General features: G+C 66.7%; 17 protein-coding genes and 1 tRNA gene. 7 read left to right on the top strand and 11 right to left on the bottom strand.

Annotated elements, in window-relative coordinates; translation table 11 throughout:
* The 3 genes from ybgF to queC form a co-directional block, all read left to right on the top strand.
* Positions 1–789, top strand: a 789-nt coding sequence (gene ybgF, locus ACMZPQ_RS09190) for a tol-pal system protein YbgF (RefSeq protein ID WP_495495828.1), incomplete at its 5' end; no start/stop codon positions are given.
* A 139-nt stretch (positions 790–928) separates the two neighbouring features.
* Positions 929–1,630: a 7-carboxy-7-deazaguanine synthase QueE gene (gene queE, locus ACMZPQ_RS09185; protein WP_197583402.1), complete on the top strand. Its 702-nt coding sequence runs from the start codon at positions 929–931 to the stop codon at positions 1,628–1,630.
* Between the two features lie 78 nt (positions 1,631–1,708).
* On the top strand, positions 1,709–2,374 hold the full coding sequence (gene queC, locus ACMZPQ_RS09180) for a 7-cyano-7-deazaguanine synthase QueC (protein ID WP_014038216.1): 666 nt from the start codon (positions 1,709–1,711) through the stop codon (positions 2,372–2,374).
* A gap of 118 nt (positions 2,375–2,492) precedes the next feature.
* On the opposite strand, the gene ACMZPQ_RS09175 is transcribed toward queC, so the two are convergent.
* Positions 2,493–3,449, bottom strand: a complete 957-nt coding sequence (locus ACMZPQ_RS09175; protein ID WP_197583401.1) for a DUF2268 domain-containing putative Zn-dependent protease — start codon at positions 3,447–3,449, stop codon at positions 2,493–2,495.
* Between the two features lie 179 nt (positions 3,450–3,628).
* On the opposite strand from ACMZPQ_RS09175, the gene ACMZPQ_RS09170 reads away from it, so the two are divergent.
* Positions 3,629–3,704 (top strand) — tRNA-Lys (locus ACMZPQ_RS09170).
* Between the two features lie 102 nt (positions 3,705–3,806).
* On the opposite strand, the gene ACMZPQ_RS09165 is transcribed toward ACMZPQ_RS09170, so the two are convergent.
* The 3 genes from ACMZPQ_RS09165 to ACMZPQ_RS09155 all read right to left on the bottom strand — a co-directional run bounded on the left by ACMZPQ_RS09165 (position 3,807) and on the right by ACMZPQ_RS09155 (position 4,975).
* Positions 3,807–4,157, bottom strand: a complete 351-nt coding sequence (locus tag ACMZPQ_RS09165; protein WP_197583400.1) for a helix-turn-helix domain-containing protein — start codon at positions 4,155–4,157, stop codon at positions 3,807–3,809.
* Entirely contained in the window at positions 4,154–4,495 is a 342-nt protein-coding gene (locus ACMZPQ_RS09160) for a type II toxin-antitoxin system RelE/ParE family toxin (protein ID WP_197583399.1), read from the bottom strand. Before ACMZPQ_RS09160 ends, ACMZPQ_RS09165 begins: the two co-directional genes overlap by 4 nt.
* 225 nt (positions 4,496–4,720) lie before the next feature.
* Positions 4,721–4,975, bottom strand: coding sequence for a hypothetical protein (locus ACMZPQ_RS09155; RefSeq protein ID WP_312646596.1), 255 nt, complete (start codon positions 4,973–4,975; stop codon positions 4,721–4,723).
* A 736-nt stretch (positions 4,976–5,711) separates the two neighbouring features.
* Here ACMZPQ_RS09155 and ACMZPQ_RS09150 point away from each other — a divergent pair.
* The gene (locus tag ACMZPQ_RS09150) at positions 5,712–6,563 is read left to right on the top strand and encodes an alpha/beta hydrolase (RefSeq protein WP_197583398.1); all 852 of its coding nucleotides are present in this window, start codon (positions 5,712–5,714) and stop codon (positions 6,561–6,563) included.
* Between the two features lie 82 nt (positions 6,564–6,645).
* Positions 6,646–7,581: an alpha/beta hydrolase gene (locus ACMZPQ_RS09145; RefSeq protein WP_197583397.1), complete on the top strand. Its 936-nt coding sequence runs from the start codon at positions 6,646–6,648 to the stop codon at positions 7,579–7,581.
* Between the two features lie 120 nt (positions 7,582–7,701).
* Here ACMZPQ_RS09145 and ACMZPQ_RS09140 read toward each other — a convergent pair whose 3' ends face one another.
* Complete coding sequence (locus tag ACMZPQ_RS09140; RefSeq protein ID WP_053450565.1) at positions 7,702–8,124, bottom strand: response regulator; 423 nt, start codon at positions 8,122–8,124, stop codon at positions 7,702–7,704.
* Between the two features lie 92 nt (positions 8,125–8,216).
* Positions 8,217–8,984, bottom strand: a complete 768-nt coding sequence (locus ACMZPQ_RS09135; protein ID WP_197583396.1) for a CPBP family glutamic-type intramembrane protease — start codon at positions 8,982–8,984, stop codon at positions 8,217–8,219.
* 149 nt (positions 8,985–9,133) lie between these two features.
* On the opposite strand from ACMZPQ_RS09135, the gene ACMZPQ_RS09130 reads away from it, so the two are divergent.
* Positions 9,134–9,442, top strand: a complete 309-nt coding sequence (locus ACMZPQ_RS09130; protein WP_197583395.1) for a zf-TFIIB domain-containing protein — start codon at positions 9,134–9,136, stop codon at positions 9,440–9,442.
* Between the two features lie 83 nt (positions 9,443–9,525).
* Here the strand turns inward: ACMZPQ_RS09130 and ACMZPQ_RS09125 are convergent, their stop codons facing one another.
* From ACMZPQ_RS09125 to recQ, 5 genes are all read right to left on the bottom strand, one after another.
* Entirely contained in the window at positions 9,526–10,038 is a 513-nt protein-coding gene (locus ACMZPQ_RS09125) for a GNAT family N-acetyltransferase (RefSeq protein ID WP_197583394.1), read from the bottom strand.
* A gap of 81 nt (positions 10,039–10,119) precedes the next feature.
* Entirely contained in the window at positions 10,120–11,115 is a 996-nt protein-coding gene (locus tag ACMZPQ_RS09120; RefSeq protein ID WP_197583393.1) for a copper resistance protein B, read from the bottom strand.
* A complete protein-coding gene (locus tag ACMZPQ_RS09115; protein WP_197583392.1) occupies positions 11,112–12,917 on the bottom strand; it encodes a copper resistance system multicopper oxidase in 1,806 nt (601 codons plus the stop codon). Before ACMZPQ_RS09115 ends, ACMZPQ_RS09120 begins: the two co-directional genes overlap by 4 nt.
* Before the next feature lie 75 nt (positions 12,918–12,992).
* Positions 12,993–13,376: a CopL family metal-binding regulatory protein gene (locus tag ACMZPQ_RS09110; protein WP_197583391.1), complete on the bottom strand. Its 384-nt coding sequence runs from the start codon at positions 13,374–13,376 to the stop codon at positions 12,993–12,995.
* 180 nt (positions 13,377–13,556) lie between these two features.
* Positions 13,557–15,362 carry a DNA helicase RecQ gene (gene recQ / locus ACMZPQ_RS09105; protein ID WP_197583390.1) on the bottom strand — a complete coding sequence of 602 codons (1,806 nt, stop codon included), beginning with the start codon at positions 15,360–15,362 and terminating at the stop codon, positions 13,557–13,559.
* Positions 15,363–15,700 lie beyond the last annotated feature (338 nt).

Below are 15,700 nucleotides of genomic sequence, written 5' to 3'. Positions count from 1 at the left end.
GTTGCGGCAGCCCTCGCGGCTGCCGCACCGGCGCATGCACAGCGACAGAGTCTGGCCGACCGTGTCGGCGCGCTCGAGCAGCAGATGTACAACAACAGTGCCAACCAGGACCTGTTGAACCAGATCAACCAGCTGCGGCAGCAGGTGACCAGCCTGCAGGCCTCGATCGAGCAGTTGCAGCACGACAACGCCCAACTCAAGCAGTCCGCCCAGGACCAGTACCTGGATCTGGACAGCCGCCTGAACCGGTTGGAAGGGGGCACTGCCGCCCCGGCCCTGCCGCCTGTTCCGGCGAGCGCGCCGAAGGCCGCCCCGGCCCCGGCAAAACCCGCAGCGGCGGCCACTTCCGAGCGGCCGCCTTCCGTCCATGGTGATGCGGGCAGCCTCGCCGCCACCGGCGACGAGCGCACCTCGTACAACGTGGCCTTCGAATCGCTGAAGGCCGGCAAGTACGACGATTCGGCGCAGCTGTTCCTGAGCTTCCTGCAGCTGTATCCGAACGGCGTTTACGCGCCGAACGCGCTGTACTGGCTGGGCGAGAGCTACTACGCCACCCGCAATTTCCCGATGGCCGAGACCCAGTTCCGTGAACTGCTGTCGCGCTATCCGACCCACGACAAGGCCGCTGGCGGCCTGCTCAAGGTGGGCCTCTCGCAGTACGGCGAGGGCAAGGTCGACCAGGCCCAGCAGACGCTGGAGACCGTTGTGGCGCAATACCCCGGCTCGGACGCCGCGCGTACCGCGCAGGACCGCCTGCAGTCGATCCGGCTGGGCAAGCAGATCCGCTGATCCGCTGACCGGGCGTACACTACGCACCCTGGCGCTGGGCGGATTCCCGGCAGCCTCCTGTAGAGCCGAGCCCATGCTCGGCTGCTTTCGTTTCCGGCGACGATAAACCGATCGCCTGTCCCATGAAGAATTGTCTGCCATGACCGCCGTTACCCCGTCCAACGCCGTCGCCACCCCCAGCGACATCGTGCAATCGCCGCTGCCGCGCCTGAAGATCACCGAGATCTTCACCTCGCTGCAGGGTGAAGCCGATACCGCCGGCTGGCCGACCGTGTTCGTGCGCCTGACCGGCTGCCCGCTGCGCTGCCAGTACTGCGACACCGCCTACGCCTTCCACGGCGGCACCTGGTGGGATATCGACGACATCGTGGCCGAGGTGCTGGCCCAGGGCGTGCGCCACGTCTGCGTGACCGGCGGCGAGCCGCTGGCGCAGAAGCGCTGCCTGGTGCTGCTGCAGAAGCTGTGCGATGCCGGCATGGACGTCTCGCTGGAAACCTCCGGCGCGCTGGACGTCAGCGCGGTCGACCCGCGCGTATCGCGCGTGGTCGACATCAAGACCCCGGGTTCGGCCGAAGTGGCGCGCAACCGCTGGGAAAACCTGCCGCTGCTGACCACCCGCGACCAGATCAAGTTCGTCATCTGCAGCCGCGAAGACTACGACTGGGCCAAGGCCCTGTTGGCCGAGCACGACCTGGTGAAGCGTTGCACCGTGTTCTTCTCGCCCAGCAAGGGCGAGATCACCGCACGCCAGCTGGCCGACTGGATCGTCGAAGACCGGCTGCCGGTGCGCTTCCAGATGCAGTTGCATAAAATCCTGTGGAACGACGAGCCGGGCCGATGAGCCTGGGCGGCGTCCCCTGATGTAGTTCCGGCGCGGGACAGCGTGCTGGCTTTCCCCTCCCAACCGGATGTTTTACCTATGAAGAAGGCAGTCGTGCTTCTCTCCGGCGGCATGGATTCAGCCGCCGTCATTGCCATGGCCCAGGAACAGGGCTTCGCCGTGCATGCCCTGAGCGTGCGCTACGGCCAGCGCCATACCTCCGAACTGGATGCCGCCGCGCGCGTGGCCAAGGCGCAGGGCGTGGTTGCGCACAAGACCGTGGACGTGGACCTGCGCAGCATCGGCGGCTCGGCGCTGACCGATGACATCGACGTGCCCGAGGCCGGGGGTGCCGGCATCCCGGTCACCTACGTGCCGGCGCGCAACACCATCATGCTGTCGCTGGCCCTGGGCTGGGCCGAAGTGCTCGGCGCCAACGACATCTTCTGCGGCGTCAACGCCGTGGATTACTCCGGCTACCCGGACTGCCGCCCCGAGTTCGTGGCCGCGTTCCAGGCACTGGCCAACCTCGCTACCAAGTCGGGCGTGGAAGGCGCCGGCATCAAGGTGCACGCACCGCTGCAGTTCCTCAGCAAGGGCCAGATCGTCAGCGAAGGTGTGCGCCTGGGCGTGGACTTCGGCCTGACCGTGTCCTGCTACAACGCCGACGCCAACGGCGCCGCCTGCGGCCACTGCGACGCCTGCCGCCTGCGCGCGCAGGGGTTCGCCGAAGCCGGCGTGGCCGACCCGACGCTGTACGCCTGATCGCACGGTAGAGCCGGTCGCTGGCCGGCTTTCCCGGTGGGTGCGAATCTCCCTCTGTGGGTGCGAACCGGATGGACGTGGTGGGTGCGAACCGTTGGTTCGCACTCTTCGCCCGGCACTACCGCTGCTGCAACCACCCCGATGCCTCGATGAACGCCCGCACCGCCCCCGCATCGGCATAGTCCAGCTCGATCATCCGCGCGATGCCGGCCTTCTCATCCGCCTGCTGCCGCATGTACTCCTGCGCGATGCGGTAGCCGGCGTAGTAGCCCACATCACTGACCCCGAACGGGTTGCGGGCATTGTTGTACAGCCAGTTATCCAGGTCATCGCCGTCCATCTCGGTGATGAAGCGCGTGCGGATGGCCGCTTCATGCGCTGCACCGTAGCCGTAGAAGGGCAGTGCCGGCCGGCGCCCGCTGATGCGTTCGGCCACGTACTCCGCCACACCCTCGCGCACAGCGTACTGGGCCAGGCTGCCCGTGGTCTCGCGCTGCTGGGTATGCACGTACTCGTGCAGGTTGTTCTGCGCGTTGTTCGCCCCCGGACGGCTGTCGTAGAAGATCCGCAGGCGGCTGCGAATCGGCTCCGGCAGCTCGCCCACGTCCACGCGCTCATCGCCCAGCGCCATCTCCGCGCCGATCAGCACCTTGTCACCCAGCGTGGTGCCGCCAGTGCGCAGTACCCCCACCGCGTAGGTGATGGTGGCCGGGCGCAGGGCAGGGTAGAGCACCCGGAACGCGGCCAGGTCCCGTTCCAGCGTGGCACTGGCTTGTTTCGCGTTGGCGGTCAGCGGTCGCACCGAGGCCCAGAAGCGCGGCCACGCCTGCATCGCCTCGGCGTACTCGCGGGCGGTGTAGTGGCGCACCTGCATCAGTGCATGCAGACCGGGGCTGCCCGGATCGATGTAGCGCTGCTGGACCAGCGCGACCTGGCGTTCGGCATCGGGCTCGGCGCGCACCGCGTCGAAGGTGGCCCAGAAGCGAGCGATATCGTCGGTGACGACCTGGGACGGGGTAGCCAGGGCCGCACAGGGCAGCAGCAGGGCGGCAAGCAGGCTGAAGGGGAGACGCATCCGGAATTCCGCAGTGGGATCACCGCTGGGATGCGGCGGCGGTCTGAAAGGTTTAAGCCGTCGGCCCAGATCGGGGTAGTGCCGGCCGCTGGCCGGCAGTCTCGACACACCAGGGTTTCACGCGACCCGCCAAAGTAGGGTAGAATGCCCACCCCGCCGAAAGGCTGGGGCAGTGCAATGGGCCGTTAGCTCAGTCGGTAGAGCAGAAGACTTTTAATCTTTTGGTCGAAGGTTCGAATCCTTCACGGCCCACCATTGCATTCAATGATACTTGCGCCCCTCGGGCGCTTTTTTCCCTGCAGAACACCGGTTGCTGCGCAATGCAACGCCCCGAGTCAACCACAGGGTGCTCGGCATTCACGCCACGTGGTTCTTTGGCCCGGCGCTCTTCTTTCTTCGCGCCGTGGGCTCAGCGGCCTTGGGCGCGACCAGATCCACTTTGATTCGATAGCCCAATGCGGTAGCCGTCCGGCTGAGCGTATCGAGCGTGAGACCGGTATCGGCTTCATCCAATACCCGATCCAGCTGCGAGCGACTGGTATGCATGCGTTTGGCCAGGGTTGCCTTGCTGATGTTGGCGGCCTTCATCGCCTCGGCAACCTGCCAGGCAATCACGCGCTTGATGGCCAATGATGCCGACTCTTGCAGCAGGCCTTCGGACTCAAGGAAGTCATCAAAGCTTGAGCCAACGTGTTTGTTCTTGCTCATTTGATTACCTCATCCCGGCGCTTCTTGGCCAGATCCAAGTCTGACGTGGGGGTCTTCTGTGACTTCTTCACGAACGCGTGCAACAGCACCATGTCCCGCTGTACGGTTGTGAACAAGATGCGTGCGATGCCCTCAGGGATAGAACTTCTAACCTCCCACAACCGGTCATCCATCTTTCGCACCAGTGGCATGCCCAAGGGCCAACCCAGCTGAACGGTCTTGATGTCCCCGCCGATAGCCTTGCGGGCGTCAGCGGAAACCTCCTCCTTGAGCCAGGCCCGGACGGGCTCATCGGCCGCGGATGAGCGGTAGAACTTCACATTCAGGATCGCTTCCATGCGCATACCTGCTGGCCTTGCGTTGCTGGCTTGCCAGCAACAGAATGAGTGTATCAATGTGTACATAAATATGTACACTCCACGAGCGGCCAGCTATGGCTGGCACCGCTGCTGCTGCGCCTACGCCGGGCGGATGTCCCGGCACACCAGTTCTGCCAGCCCGCGGCAGGCGAAGAACAACCCATCGACCACCCCTTCATCCAGATGGCGGTCGGGTGTGGCCATCTACCGGCAGCGTTCGGCGGCGTGCAGCATTTCCGCTACCGTCAACATGCCGACGGCGGCACGCTCCGCGCGTGCCATCGCTTGATCACGGCCGGGCGGCAGATTGGTTTCCGGCCAGAGCAGGCCGTCGGCGCCGTCGCCATCGCGGATGCGCTTGAGGCATCCCCAGAACGTGCTGAGATCCGGTGCGGGGTTGTCATCGTCATTGACGCTGTCGGGGGTGCAGTAGGGCGCTTGGGGCGGACGTCGGGTCATCTCGGATTCCTCGGCTATTGGGCGGTAGCGCCACCGTGCAGGACGGGTGGCGGACGGTGCATGGCTGCAAGCCGGCAGACAAATCGCAATTGACCGGCGGGTCCAAAGACCCCCACGCACCGCCCGCCATAAAGGCCGACGGATCACCCGCCGGCACTATCCAGAGACAGTGCCGACGGGTGAGCGCAAACAACATGCGATTTGCCTACCCGGGCTTGCAGGCCCGGTGCCACCCGTTGTCGGTGGCGCTGCATAGTGGTTACGCCCGCGCGCGGATTTCAATCTGAAATGTGGGAAAAATTTCTGCCACCCGCAGCGCGACACTATTGTCACAGAGGGCCCGAATGCAGCGAGCGACAGGACGCGACGCATCCGTTCTGGTGGCCTGGCGAATCGCGTTGTGGAATGGCGCAAGCCGCATCGGATGACGCATTTGCTGTGAACTGGGGCGTGTAAAGCTGGCTTCACTTCCATGATCCGCAGCAGCAGCGTGAGCGTGTCACACGGCAAATTTCCGGTGCGAACGCGACACATCCGTGCAGGCTCCCTGTAGAGCCATGCCATGCTCGGCTGCGGTTCGAGTGGGGTGCTGAGCCGAGCGTGGGCTCGGCTCTACAGTGATCCATCCACGCAGGGTGTGGATCTACGCATCTGGCAGGGGTGTTGAGCGTGCCGGAGCCGCCAATTCCTGCCGCAGGGCGCTATGCTCGGCCTCTTTCCCAGGATGGGCTACCCCATGCGCCTGATCGTGCTGTCGCTGTTGTTGTCCGCCGTTTCCACCGCGCCGTTGATGGCCGCCGAACCGGTGCCGTCCGCGCAGGCCGCTGCCGCCACGCCGCTGGTGATCGGCGAAACCTTCACCATCGAATCGAAGGCGTTGGGCGAGACCCGCCGCATCAACGTCTACCGCCCGCAGCCGTGGGGCCTGGACCCGAAGGCGCCGCTGCCGGTGCTGTACATGGCCGATGGCGGCATCGGCGAGGATTTCCTGCATGTGGCCGGGCTGGTGCAGGTGCTGAGTGGCAACGGCAGCATGCGTCCGTTCCTGCTGGTCGGCATCGAGAACACCGAACGCCGCCGCGACATGACCGGCCCCAGCAAGGATCCGCAGGACCAGAAGATCGCGCCGCGCATCGGCGGCTCGGCGGCCTACCGCAGCTTCCTGCGCGATGAACTGATGCCGCAGGTGCGCCAGCGCTACCCGACCACCGACGAGCGTGCGCTGATCGGCGAATCGCTGGCCGGCCTGTTCGTGGTCGAAACGCTGTTGCAGGAACCGACCCTGTTCAACAGCTACATCGCGCTGGACCCGAGCCTGTGGTGGAACCGCGGCGCGATGCTGGCCGGTGCAGCCAAGCAGCTGCCAGCAGTGACGCGTGCGCAGCCGCGCGTGTTCCTGGCCAGCAGCGGGCAACCGGAGCTTGCGGCCTCCGCCGCACAACTGGCAAAGCTGCTTGAGCAGGCATCGCCGTCGCCGCTGGTGAAGTACCTGCCACTGCCGGAGGAAACCCACGCCACGATCTATCATCCGGCCGCATTGCAGGCGCTGCGCACGCTGTTCCCGGCACCGCCGCCGGCCTCGCCCTGACCGCACTGGCACCGCGCCGCACGCCATGCAAGGATGCGGCAGCGGCGCCATCCGGTACGCCGCCCGCAACGGGAGCGTGTGGATGCAGCGTGTGCGTGGATGGAGTGTGGCGGCCTGCCTGGCCGTGAGTGGCTGTGCGATGTCGGTGTCGCCGCCGGCAACGCAGAGTGAAGCGAAGCAAAGCGCGGCAGCCGCTGCGCCGGGTGTGGTGTTGCCGGATACCGAAGCGCTGCGCGTGCACGATCCGGTCGGCCGCGATTATCCGGTCTGGGTGGCGTTGCCGGCCGACTACGCCGCGCATCCGGAGAAGCACTACCCGGTACTGTACGTGACCGATGCGCTGTACAGCTTCCCGCTGGTGCGCAGCGTGCGCAACATGGTGGGGCAGAAGGGCGTCAACCTGGAGGATTTCATCCTGGTCGGGCTGCCGCCGCAGGAAGGGCTGACCTCCAAGCAGAGCCGCTCGCGGGACTACACGCCGAGCGATCCGGTGCGCACCGATCGTGACTACAGTGATGACGTCAGCTACGGTGGCGCCGCGCATTACCGCGACTTCCTCGCCGAGCAGGTGCTGCCGATGATCGATGCGCGCTACCGCACCGATCCGGCGCGGCGCGCCTACGCCGGCCATTCCTACGGGGGCCTGTTCGGCGCCTACGTGCTGACCACGCGCCCGGACATGTTCCGTACCTACATCCTGTCCAGTCCGTCGCTGTGGTTTGATGATCATCGGGTGCCGCGCATGCAGGCCGAGGCCAAGGCGCCGACTCAGCCGACCACGGTGGTGCTGTCGGTGGGCAGCTTTGAAACGGTCAAGCCGGAGCCGCGCTACTTCACCCGCAACGACATGCTGCGCCACAACGTCGAGTTCGCCGAACAGCTGCGCAATAGTGGGCGATCGGTGAAGGTGGAGAACATGGTGATCGATGACGAGGACCACTTCACGGTCTACCCGGACATGATCACCCGCGCGCTGCTGAAGGTGTTCCCGGGTACCGGGCCGTACAGCAGCGGTTGATGGTGGGTGCCATCCACGCATGGCGTGGATCTACTGTTTCAATCCACGCATGGCGTGATACGGGCGGTTGATGGGCGGTTGCAGCCACCCGTAGATCCACGCCACGCGTGGATCAATGCCTCAGGCCGCCTGTGCGTCCGGTCCGGTCAGCACGCCCACATCGGCGTGGCGAAAGCATAGGCGGATGGCATCGAGCAGCTCGCTCATGTTGTAGGGCTTGGGCAGGAAGTGGATGCCGTCGCGCAGTTGCGGCAGCACCTCATGCTGGTCCATGCCCGAGGTGACCAGGATCGGCAGCTGGGGATGCAGGCTGCGTACCCGGTTGGCGGCTTCAATGCCGCTGATCGGGCCCAGGTTGACGTCGGTGAACAGCAGGTCGAAACGCTCACCGGCGGCCAGCAGGCCCAGCGCCGCTTCGGCCGAGCTGACGCCCACCACATGGCAGGCCTGGCTTTCCAGCGCCAGCCGGCTCAGTTCGCGGGTTTCCTCCGCATCCTCGATCAGCAGGACGCGGGGTTCAACGTGGCGCTTGGACAGCAACATGACGCGACAACTCCGGACAGCAACGGTGAAAAGGCGCGCAAGTATGCGCAAGCCGGTAGTGATACCGGCGTGCACGGCAGGCTAAGTGGGCGTTACAGGCGCGCCGGGCGCCGGCGTCGCCTGTGCCAGGCCAGTGCGGCCACCGCCAGCAGGGCCGTACCGATGCGCAGGCTGGTGGCCTGCCAGCCGAGCGCGACGGCGTCATCCAGGCTGAATGCATTCCAGGCCAGGTTCATCGAAACATGCAGCACCAGGCCGCACCACAGGGTGTCGCCGTCGAGGTGGTCGAGCCAGGCGAAGATGAAGCCGCCCAAGGCGATCACCGCACCGATGAACAGCGCGGTGACGCCGCCGTCGAAGCCGCCGAAGCCCAGCCAGTGCACCCAGCCGAACAGCAGCGCCTGCGGCAGCGCAAGCAGGGGCCAGGGGCCGCGCACGAGCTTCACCAGCAACACGAAGCCGAGGCCGCGGAACAGCACCTCTTCGGCCACGGGGAACAGTACCGCGAGCATTGCTGCGTCCAGAACGGTCAGTGCGGTGTTAGGTGTGCCCAGCAGGGCCAGGCCGAGCCAGCAGGGCAGGCTGGCCAGCAGCACGCACAGCGGTCCGCTCCAGCCGTTGCCGCGCAGCCCGAGACTGGCGAACAGGCCCACGCCGCGGGGGCGCAGCAGCGCAGCCAGCAACAGCGCCAGCAGTACCGCCAGTGCGTTGTCGAGCAGGCTGCCGCCGTAGGGGATGGGCAGGGCGGGGATCGGCGTACCGATGGACGCGGCGATATCGCGCAGGTTCAGGCCAAGGCCAACGCCCAGCAGCACCAGCAACAGGCGCACCGGATTGGGCAGGCGGGACAGGACGGTCATGCGCGCGCTCCCTGCGGGTCAACGCGCAGTGTGCGGGCGCGTCAGCGGCCCCGGCGCGAGCCGGAAGTCCCTGTGCCATCGGTCATGCGTTGCCGCACAGTCATCGCGGTGCAGGTAGAGTCGAAGCCAGACCGACAGGAGCAATGCCCATGCTGTGCCCCGTGTGCACGACCCAGACCCTGCAGATGGCCGAGCGCCATGGCATCGAGATCGACTATTGCCCCGGTTGCCGTGGGGTGTGGCTGGACCGTGGCGAGCTGGACAAGATCATCGAGCGCGCCGGAGCGGCGGTGCCACCGCCTGCGCCTGTACAGCCGCAGCCGCAGCCGGCTTCCGCGCCGCCGCCGGTGATGCACCGTGATACCCGCCACCTTGGCCAGCGCTATGAGGACAACCGCGGTCACGGCTACAAGAAAAAGAAGAAGGACAGCTTCCTGTCCGAACTGTTCGATTTCTGAGCGGTTCGCTCTTTGTAGAGTCGAGCTTGCTCGACTGGCTGTTCCGACAGTAGTCGAGCAAGCTCGACTCTACAGGGCCGTGATCACGGCCGGCGCAGGATGAATTCGCGGTCGTGGGTGTCGCCGACGATGAATTCATACTCGCCCACCTTGCTGCAGCCATAGCGTGCGTAGAAGCGCTGCGCACCGAAGTTCTCTTCCCACACGCCCACCCACAGGGTGCGGCGCTGCGGGTGGTCCAGCCAGTCCATGAACGCGTCCATCAGGCGCGCGCCATGGCCGCCGTTCTGGTAGGCGGCCAGGATGTAGAAGCGTTTCAGTTCAATGTCTCCCTCGCGCGCATCCGCATGCGGCAGGGTGTTGGCACCGGCGGCCAGGTAGCCGACCAGGTTGTCGGCGTCCATCAGCAGCCAGACTGCACTGCGCGGATCGGTCAGCTCGGCGCGCTGCGGTTCGCTGCTGTAGTGCGCCTGCAGGAAATCGTGCAGTTCCTGCGGCGGATACGAGTCGCCCCAGGTTTCGTTGTAGGTGGCGATGGCGATGGCCGACAGCGCGTCGACATCGGCGAGGGTGGCGCGGCGGATCTGCAACGACATGGTGCGGCCTGCGTTGGAACGTGGCGCAGTGTAGCCGGCCCCGGCGGCTGCCGGGGCTGGCGATTGCCCACACTCCGCTGCTCAGAACCACATGCGCACACCGGCCACCCAGCGCGTGTCGCGCGCGTGGTCGCCGGCATAATCGGCGGTGTCGCCAAACGTGCGTTCGTGGCTGATGCCGATGTACGGCGCAAAGCGGCGGCTGAACTCGTAGCGCAGGCGCAGCCCGGCTTCCACCTTGTTCAGGCCACGGCCGATGCCGTACTCCGGTTCGTCCTTGGCCGCCACCGTGGCTTCCAGCAACGGCTGCAGGATCAGGCGGTTGGTCAGCAGCACGTCGTACTCGACTTCGGCCTTGGCCAGTACCTGGCCGCCGGAGCCCATGTACAGCGTGGCCGAGCTCTCGAACTTGTACGGCGCCAGGCCCTGGATACCGAGCGCGGCCCACGTGCGCGAGTCGGCGGGTCGGAAGTCCTGGCGCACACCGACCAGCACGTCCCACCACGGCGACACGCTGCGGCCGTACAACGCTTCCAGCGAGGATGACTCGGTGCGGCCACGGCTGCGTTCGCCATCGGTGCGCAGCCACAGGCGGTTGATGTTGCCGCCGATCCAGCCGGTCGCTTCCCAGGCCTGGCCGTTGCTGTTCTTGCCGTCCCAGTGCTCGAGCCGGTCGATCAGCAGCAGGCTGTTGATCTCCGGCGCATGTTCCATCGCGCCATGCGCGATCGGCGGGAAGGCGGCAGCGCGGTCGGCGTCGGTCGGGACCGGGATCGGCTCGCGTGGCTCGGTTGGTGCAGGTGCGCTGTGGCCCATCGCGGCGTGGTCCATTTTGGAGTGGTCCATGCCAGCGTGATCCGCTGCGCCCATGTCCATCTTCGAATGATCCATCTTCGAATGGTCCATGGTGGCGTGGTCCATCTTCGAATGATCGACCTGCGCTGCTGGCGCTACCGCAGTCTTCGCAGGCGCGTCCATCGCGGCCATGTCATGCCCGGCATGCGACTGCGCGAATGCCGGCAGTGCGGCCACCAGGCCCAGCGCCAGCAGGCTGGGGGAAAGTAGTGAGCGGCTCATTCTTCGATCCTCACTTCGCGCATCATGCCCGCTTCCATGTGGTACAGCAGGTGGCAGTGGTAGGCCCAGCGGCCGAGTGCATCGGCGCGCACGCGATAGCTGCGGCGGGTGCCCGGCGGCATGTCGATGGTGTGCTTGCGCACCTGGAATTCGCCCTGCGCGTTTTCCAGGTCACTCCACACCCCGTGCAGGTGGATCGGGTGCTGCATCATGGTGTCGTTGACCAGCACGATGCGCATGCGCTCGCCGTAGTTCAGACGCAGCGGCTCGGCGCTGGCGAACGGGATGCCATCGAACGACCAGGAGAATTTCTCCATGTGGCCGGTCAGGTGCAGTTCGATCTCGCGGCCCGGCTCACGCCCGTCCGGGTCCTCGAACAGGCTGTGCATCGCGCCGTAGGTCAGCACCTGGCGGCCGTTGTCGCGCAGGCCAATACCCGGGTCATCCAGTTTGGGCTCGGTGGCTGAGCTCTGCATGTCCACCAGCGGGTTGTTGCGCTCGCTGGCCGGGTGCTTCGGCGCCTTGCTGGCGGCATCGCCAGCGCCATGTGCGCCATGCCCCATGCTGGCACCGCAGCCGCCTTCCATGCTTTTCATCGCGCCCATGTCGTGGCCAGCGTGGCCGCCCATGTCATGCCCCATGTCGGACATCGTCAGCAACGGACGCGGATCACGCGCCGGAATCGGTGCCTGCAGGCCGTGGCGCACCGCCAGCGTACCGGCGGCAAAGCCGGTGCGGCCCATGTCCTGGCAGAAAAGGGTGAACGCGTCCTGGCCAGTGGGTTCCACCAGTACGTCATAGGTCTCGGCCGGGGCGATGCGGAATTCGTCGATGCTGACCGGGTGGATGTACTGGCCGTCGGCGGCGACCACGGTCATCTTCAGGCCGGGGATGCGCACGTCGAAGTAGGTCATCGAGGCGCCGTTGATGAAGCGCAGCAGCACTTTTTCACCGCTGCGGAACAGTCCGGTCCAGTTGCCGGCCGGCGCCGTACCGTTCATCAGGTAGGTGTAGGTGTGCGCGTTGATGTCGGAGATGTCGGTCGGCGTCATCCGCATCCGGCCCCACATGCCGCGGTCAGCCACCGCGGCCGACCAGCCGTCGCGCTTCACGTCGCGCACGAAGTCCGGCAGCGTGCGCTTGTAGTAGTTGTCGTGCTCGGCGAGCTTCTTCATGCGCCGGAACAGCGCGCCGGGGTCCATGTCGGTCCAGTCCGACAGCAGGATCACGTGCTCGCGGTCGTGGTGATACGGCGCCGGTTCGGCCGGGTCGATGATCAGCGCGCCGTACAGGCCGGCCTGCTCCTGGAACATCGAGTGGCTGTGGTACCAGTAGGTGCCCGATTGCTTGAGGTCGAAATGATAGTGGTAGGTCTCGCCGGGGCCGATGCCGTTGAAGCTCAGGCCGGGCACGCCGTCCATGTTGGCCGGCAGCAGGATGCCGTGCCAGTGGATCGAGGTCGGGTGGCGCTGCAGCGTGTTGCGCACGAACAGGTCCACGCTCTGGCCTTCGCGCCAGCGCAGGATCGGTGCCGGCAGCGAGCCGTTGACGGTGATCGCCGGGCGCGTGCGGCCGGTGAAGTTGGCCAGAGATTCGCCGATGGACAGCTCGACGCGGGTGTCGCTGAGCACGGCGGGGGCACCGGCCAGGCGCGGCGTGGACGTGGCGGCGGCGAGCGCGCGCTGCGGCACGCCGACGGCGGCAATGCCAGCGACGACGCCACCGGCGGCCACGCCCTGCACGAACAGGCGGCGCGACGGCATGGGCACAGCGCCCGGGCCGGGGGGAATGCGGGTATTCATGGTGGTGACTCCAGACACGGATAGATGCCGGCAAGCAGCCGGCTCTGGTGCGCAGCGCGCACGGTACGCGTGGAATCAGCCGATGGGAGGGCGTGAGATCGGCGGCAGCGGCGGCGCGGGGCGGCCCGTGGCCGGCATCGGCTGTGGTGCCAGCGACAGGCCCGGGCCAGCCAGGTGCGGCAACGGCTGCACCACCAGCAACGGGTGCTGCGCGCAGCTGCGCACGCAGTCCTTGATCTGGCAATGGGCGTCGTGGGCGGGGGCCTTGGCCTGCGGAGCCTGTTCGGACTGCATGCCGGCGTGGTGGTGGCAGTCGGCCTCGCCGTCTTCTGCGGCGGCGGCCACGGCGTGGGCCATCCGGCCCATGTCCTCGTGACCACTGGCCATGGCCGCGTTCAGCCCGTTGAGCAACAGGCTGAGCATGAGCACGACGCGGAGCAGGGTCGAGGCCAGGGACATGGGCGTCAATTTAGCCGCAAGCGGGCCCGGATGCACTTCCGGCTGAACGGCCGGTTCAAGGTTGGAGCAACACCAGGGTGGGGTTTGTAGCGTCGAGCGTGCTCGACTGCTCCTGGCGTGAAATCAACAGCAGTCGAACACGCTCGACGCTACAAACGGCGTCGCCACGTTGGCCCGGCGTTACCCTTCCTCGCGCACGATCTCCACCAGGCGGGGGCCGTAGCGGCTCAGCTTGGTTCCGCCGATGCCGCCGACCCGGGCCAGTTCGTCCAGGCTGGTCGGGCGCTGTTCGGCAATGTTGCGCAGGGTGCTGTCGTGGAAGATCACGAAGGCCGGCACGTTCTGTTCGCGCGCCAGCTCGGCACGCAGGCCGCGCAGGGCGTTGAACAGGGCCAGGTCCTGCGGCAGCACCGACAGGCCGGTGCGCTGCGCGCTGCGTTCGCGGCCGCCGGAGGTACTGACGGCATCGCGGCGCATGCTGATCTGGCGGCGGCCGGTCAGCACGGCGCGGCTGGCATCGGTCAGGCGCAGGCCACCGTGGCCCTCGCTGTCCACTTCCAGCAGGCTGGCGGCCACCAACTGGCGGAACACGCTGCGCCAGGTGCGCGCATCCAGGTCGCGGCCGATCGCATAGGTGCTCAGCTTGTCGTGGCCCTGCTGCTTGACCTTCTCGTTCTCGCTGCCGCGCAGGATGTCGATCAGGTGGCCGACGCCGAAGCGCTGGCCACTGCGGTAGACGCAGCTCAACGCCTTCTGTGCCGGGACGGTGGCATCCCAGGCCGCCGGCGGGGTCAGGCAGTTGTCGCAGTTGCCGCAGGGCTGGGGATAGGTCTCGCCGAAACCGGCCAGCAGCACCTGGCGGCGGCACTGCATGGATTCGCAGTAGCCCAGCAGGTGGTCGAGCTTGGAACGCTCCAGTTGCTTGCGTTCTTCGCTGGCTTCGGACTGCTCGATCATCTGCTTGAGCAGCACCACGTCGCCCAGGCCGTAGCACAGCCAGGCCTCGGCGGCCTCGCCATCGCGGCCGGCGCGGCCGGTTTCCTGGTAATAGCCTTCCATCGACTTGGGCAGGTCGGTATGCGCTACAAAGCGAACGTCCGGCTTGTCGATGCCCATGCCGAAAGCGATGGTGGCGCACATCACGATGCCGTCTTCGCGCAGGAAGCGGCGCTGGTTGTTGGCACGCACCTCCGGCGGCAGGCCGGCGTGGTAGGGCAGGGCATTGAAGCCCTGGCCGCAGAGGAATTCGGCGGTCTCCTCGACCTTGCGCCGTGACATGCAGTAGACGATGCCGGCTTCGCTGCGATGGCCGCGCAGGAAATCGGTCAGCTGCTTGCGGGCGTTGTCCTTCTGCACCACGGTGTAGCGGATGTTGGGGCGGTCGAAGGAACTGACGAAGTGGCGGGCTTCGGCCAGGTCCAGGCGTTCGGCGATCTCGCGCTGGGTGGGCGGGTCGGCAGTGGCGGTCAGCGCGATGCGCGGAATGTCCGGCCAGCGCTCGTGCAGGACGGTGAGCTGGCGGTATTCCGGGCGGAAGTCGTGGCCCCACTGCGACACGCAGTGGGCTTCGTCGATGGCGAACAGGGCGATGTGGCTGCGCGACAGCAGCGACAGGAAGCGGCCGGTCAGCAGGCGCTCGGGCGCGACATAGAGCATGTCCAGTTCGCCGGCCAGCAGTTCGCGCTCGACGCGACCGGCGGTTTCGGCATCGAGGGTTGAATTCAGGTACTCGGCGCGCACGCCCAGCTGGCGCAGCGCCTCGACCTGGTCCTGCATCAGCGCGATGAGCGGCGAAATGACGATGCCGCATCCGTCACGCAGCAGGGCCGGCACCTGGTAGCACAGCGACTTGCCGCCGCCGGTGGGCATCAGCACCAGGGCATCGTGACCGGCAGCCACGTGCTCCACGATGTCCTGCTGCGGACCACGGAAATCGTCGTAACCAAAGACGCGTTGGAGCAGGTCGTGCGCGGGACGGGAAGGCATCCGGCTAGTTTACCCCGGCGGGGGGGCGGCAGGGCTGCGCCCTGCACCTGCTCCAGGCCAGAGCAACGTCAAAGGCAACAGCTGGCTCTGGGGTGTCTGCTGGTTGGGCGGGGCGGTGTGGGCTTGCAGGACACGCCGTAAACCCGTCCCTGGGGGCTCGATGGCGCCATCCATGGCGCCAACGGTCCTGCAAGCCCACACCGCCCCACCCCCGACAGTTCCCCGCGCCTGTTGGTAGGTGTCGACCTTGGTCGACACATCTTTCAGATATCGACAAACAAAATGGGGTCAGAGCCGTTTTCCGGCGGAAAACGGATCTGACCCCGTGCCCCCCAACC

Origin of the sequence: Stenotrophomonas maltophilia, from assembly GCF_047497515.2 — a bacterium.
Lineage (GTDB): Bacteria > Pseudomonadota > Gammaproteobacteria > Xanthomonadales > Xanthomonadaceae > Stenotrophomonas.
The sequence above is the reverse complement of the archived record's forward strand: the minus strand, read 5'-3'. Positions and strand labels throughout refer to the sequence as shown.

Excerpts from the sequence above, each read along its gene's own strand:
- queE (WP_197583402.1), top strand. The coding sequence starts at position 929 with ATGACCGCCGTTACCCCGTCCAACGCCGTCGCCACCCCCAGCGACATC.
- queC (WP_014038216.1), top strand. The coding sequence starts at position 1,709 with ATGAAGAAGGCAGTCGTGCTTCTCTCCGGCGGCATGGATTCAGCCGCC.
- ACMZPQ_RS09175 (WP_197583401.1), bottom strand. The coding sequence starts at position 3,449 with ATGCGTCTCCCCTTCAGCCTGCTTGCCGCCCTGCTGCTGCCCTGTGCG.
- ACMZPQ_RS09165 (WP_197583400.1), bottom strand. The coding sequence starts at position 4,157 with ATGAGCAAGAACAAACACGTTGGCTCAAGCTTTGATGACTTCCTTGAG.
- ACMZPQ_RS09160 (WP_197583399.1), bottom strand. The coding sequence starts at position 4,495 with ATGGAAGCGATCCTGAATGTGAAGTTCTACCGCTCATCCGCGGCCGAT.
- ACMZPQ_RS09155 (WP_312646596.1), bottom strand. The coding sequence starts at position 4,975 with ATGACCCGACGTCCGCCCCAAGCGCCCTACTGCACCCCCGACAGCGTC.
- ACMZPQ_RS09150 (WP_197583398.1), top strand. The coding sequence starts at position 5,712 with ATGCGCCTGATCGTGCTGTCGCTGTTGTTGTCCGCCGTTTCCACCGCG.
- ACMZPQ_RS09145 (WP_197583397.1), top strand. The coding sequence starts at position 6,646 with ATGCAGCGTGTGCGTGGATGGAGTGTGGCGGCCTGCCTGGCCGTGAGT.
- ACMZPQ_RS09140 (WP_053450565.1), bottom strand. The coding sequence starts at position 8,124 with ATGTTGCTGTCCAAGCGCCACGTTGAACCCCGCGTCCTGCTGATCGAG.
- ACMZPQ_RS09135 (WP_197583396.1), bottom strand. The coding sequence starts at position 8,984 with ATGACCGTCCTGTCCCGCCTGCCCAATCCGGTGCGCCTGTTGCTGGTG.
- ACMZPQ_RS09130 (WP_197583395.1), top strand. The coding sequence starts at position 9,134 with ATGCTGTGCCCCGTGTGCACGACCCAGACCCTGCAGATGGCCGAGCGC.
- ACMZPQ_RS09125 (WP_197583394.1), bottom strand. The coding sequence starts at position 10,038 with ATGTCGTTGCAGATCCGCCGCGCCACCCTCGCCGATGTCGACGCGCTG.
- ACMZPQ_RS09120 (WP_197583393.1), bottom strand. The coding sequence starts at position 11,115 with ATGAGCCGCTCACTACTTTCCCCCAGCCTGCTGGCGCTGGGCCTGGTG.
- ACMZPQ_RS09115 (WP_197583392.1), bottom strand. The coding sequence starts at position 12,917 with ATGAATACCCGCATTCCCCCCGGCCCGGGCGCTGTGCCCATGCCGTCG.
- ACMZPQ_RS09110 (WP_197583391.1), bottom strand. The coding sequence starts at position 13,376 with ATGTCCCTGGCCTCGACCCTGCTCCGCGTCGTGCTCATGCTCAGCCTG.
- recQ (WP_197583390.1), bottom strand. The coding sequence starts at position 15,362 with ATGCCTTCCCGTCCCGCGCACGACCTGCTCCAACGCGTCTTTGGTTAC.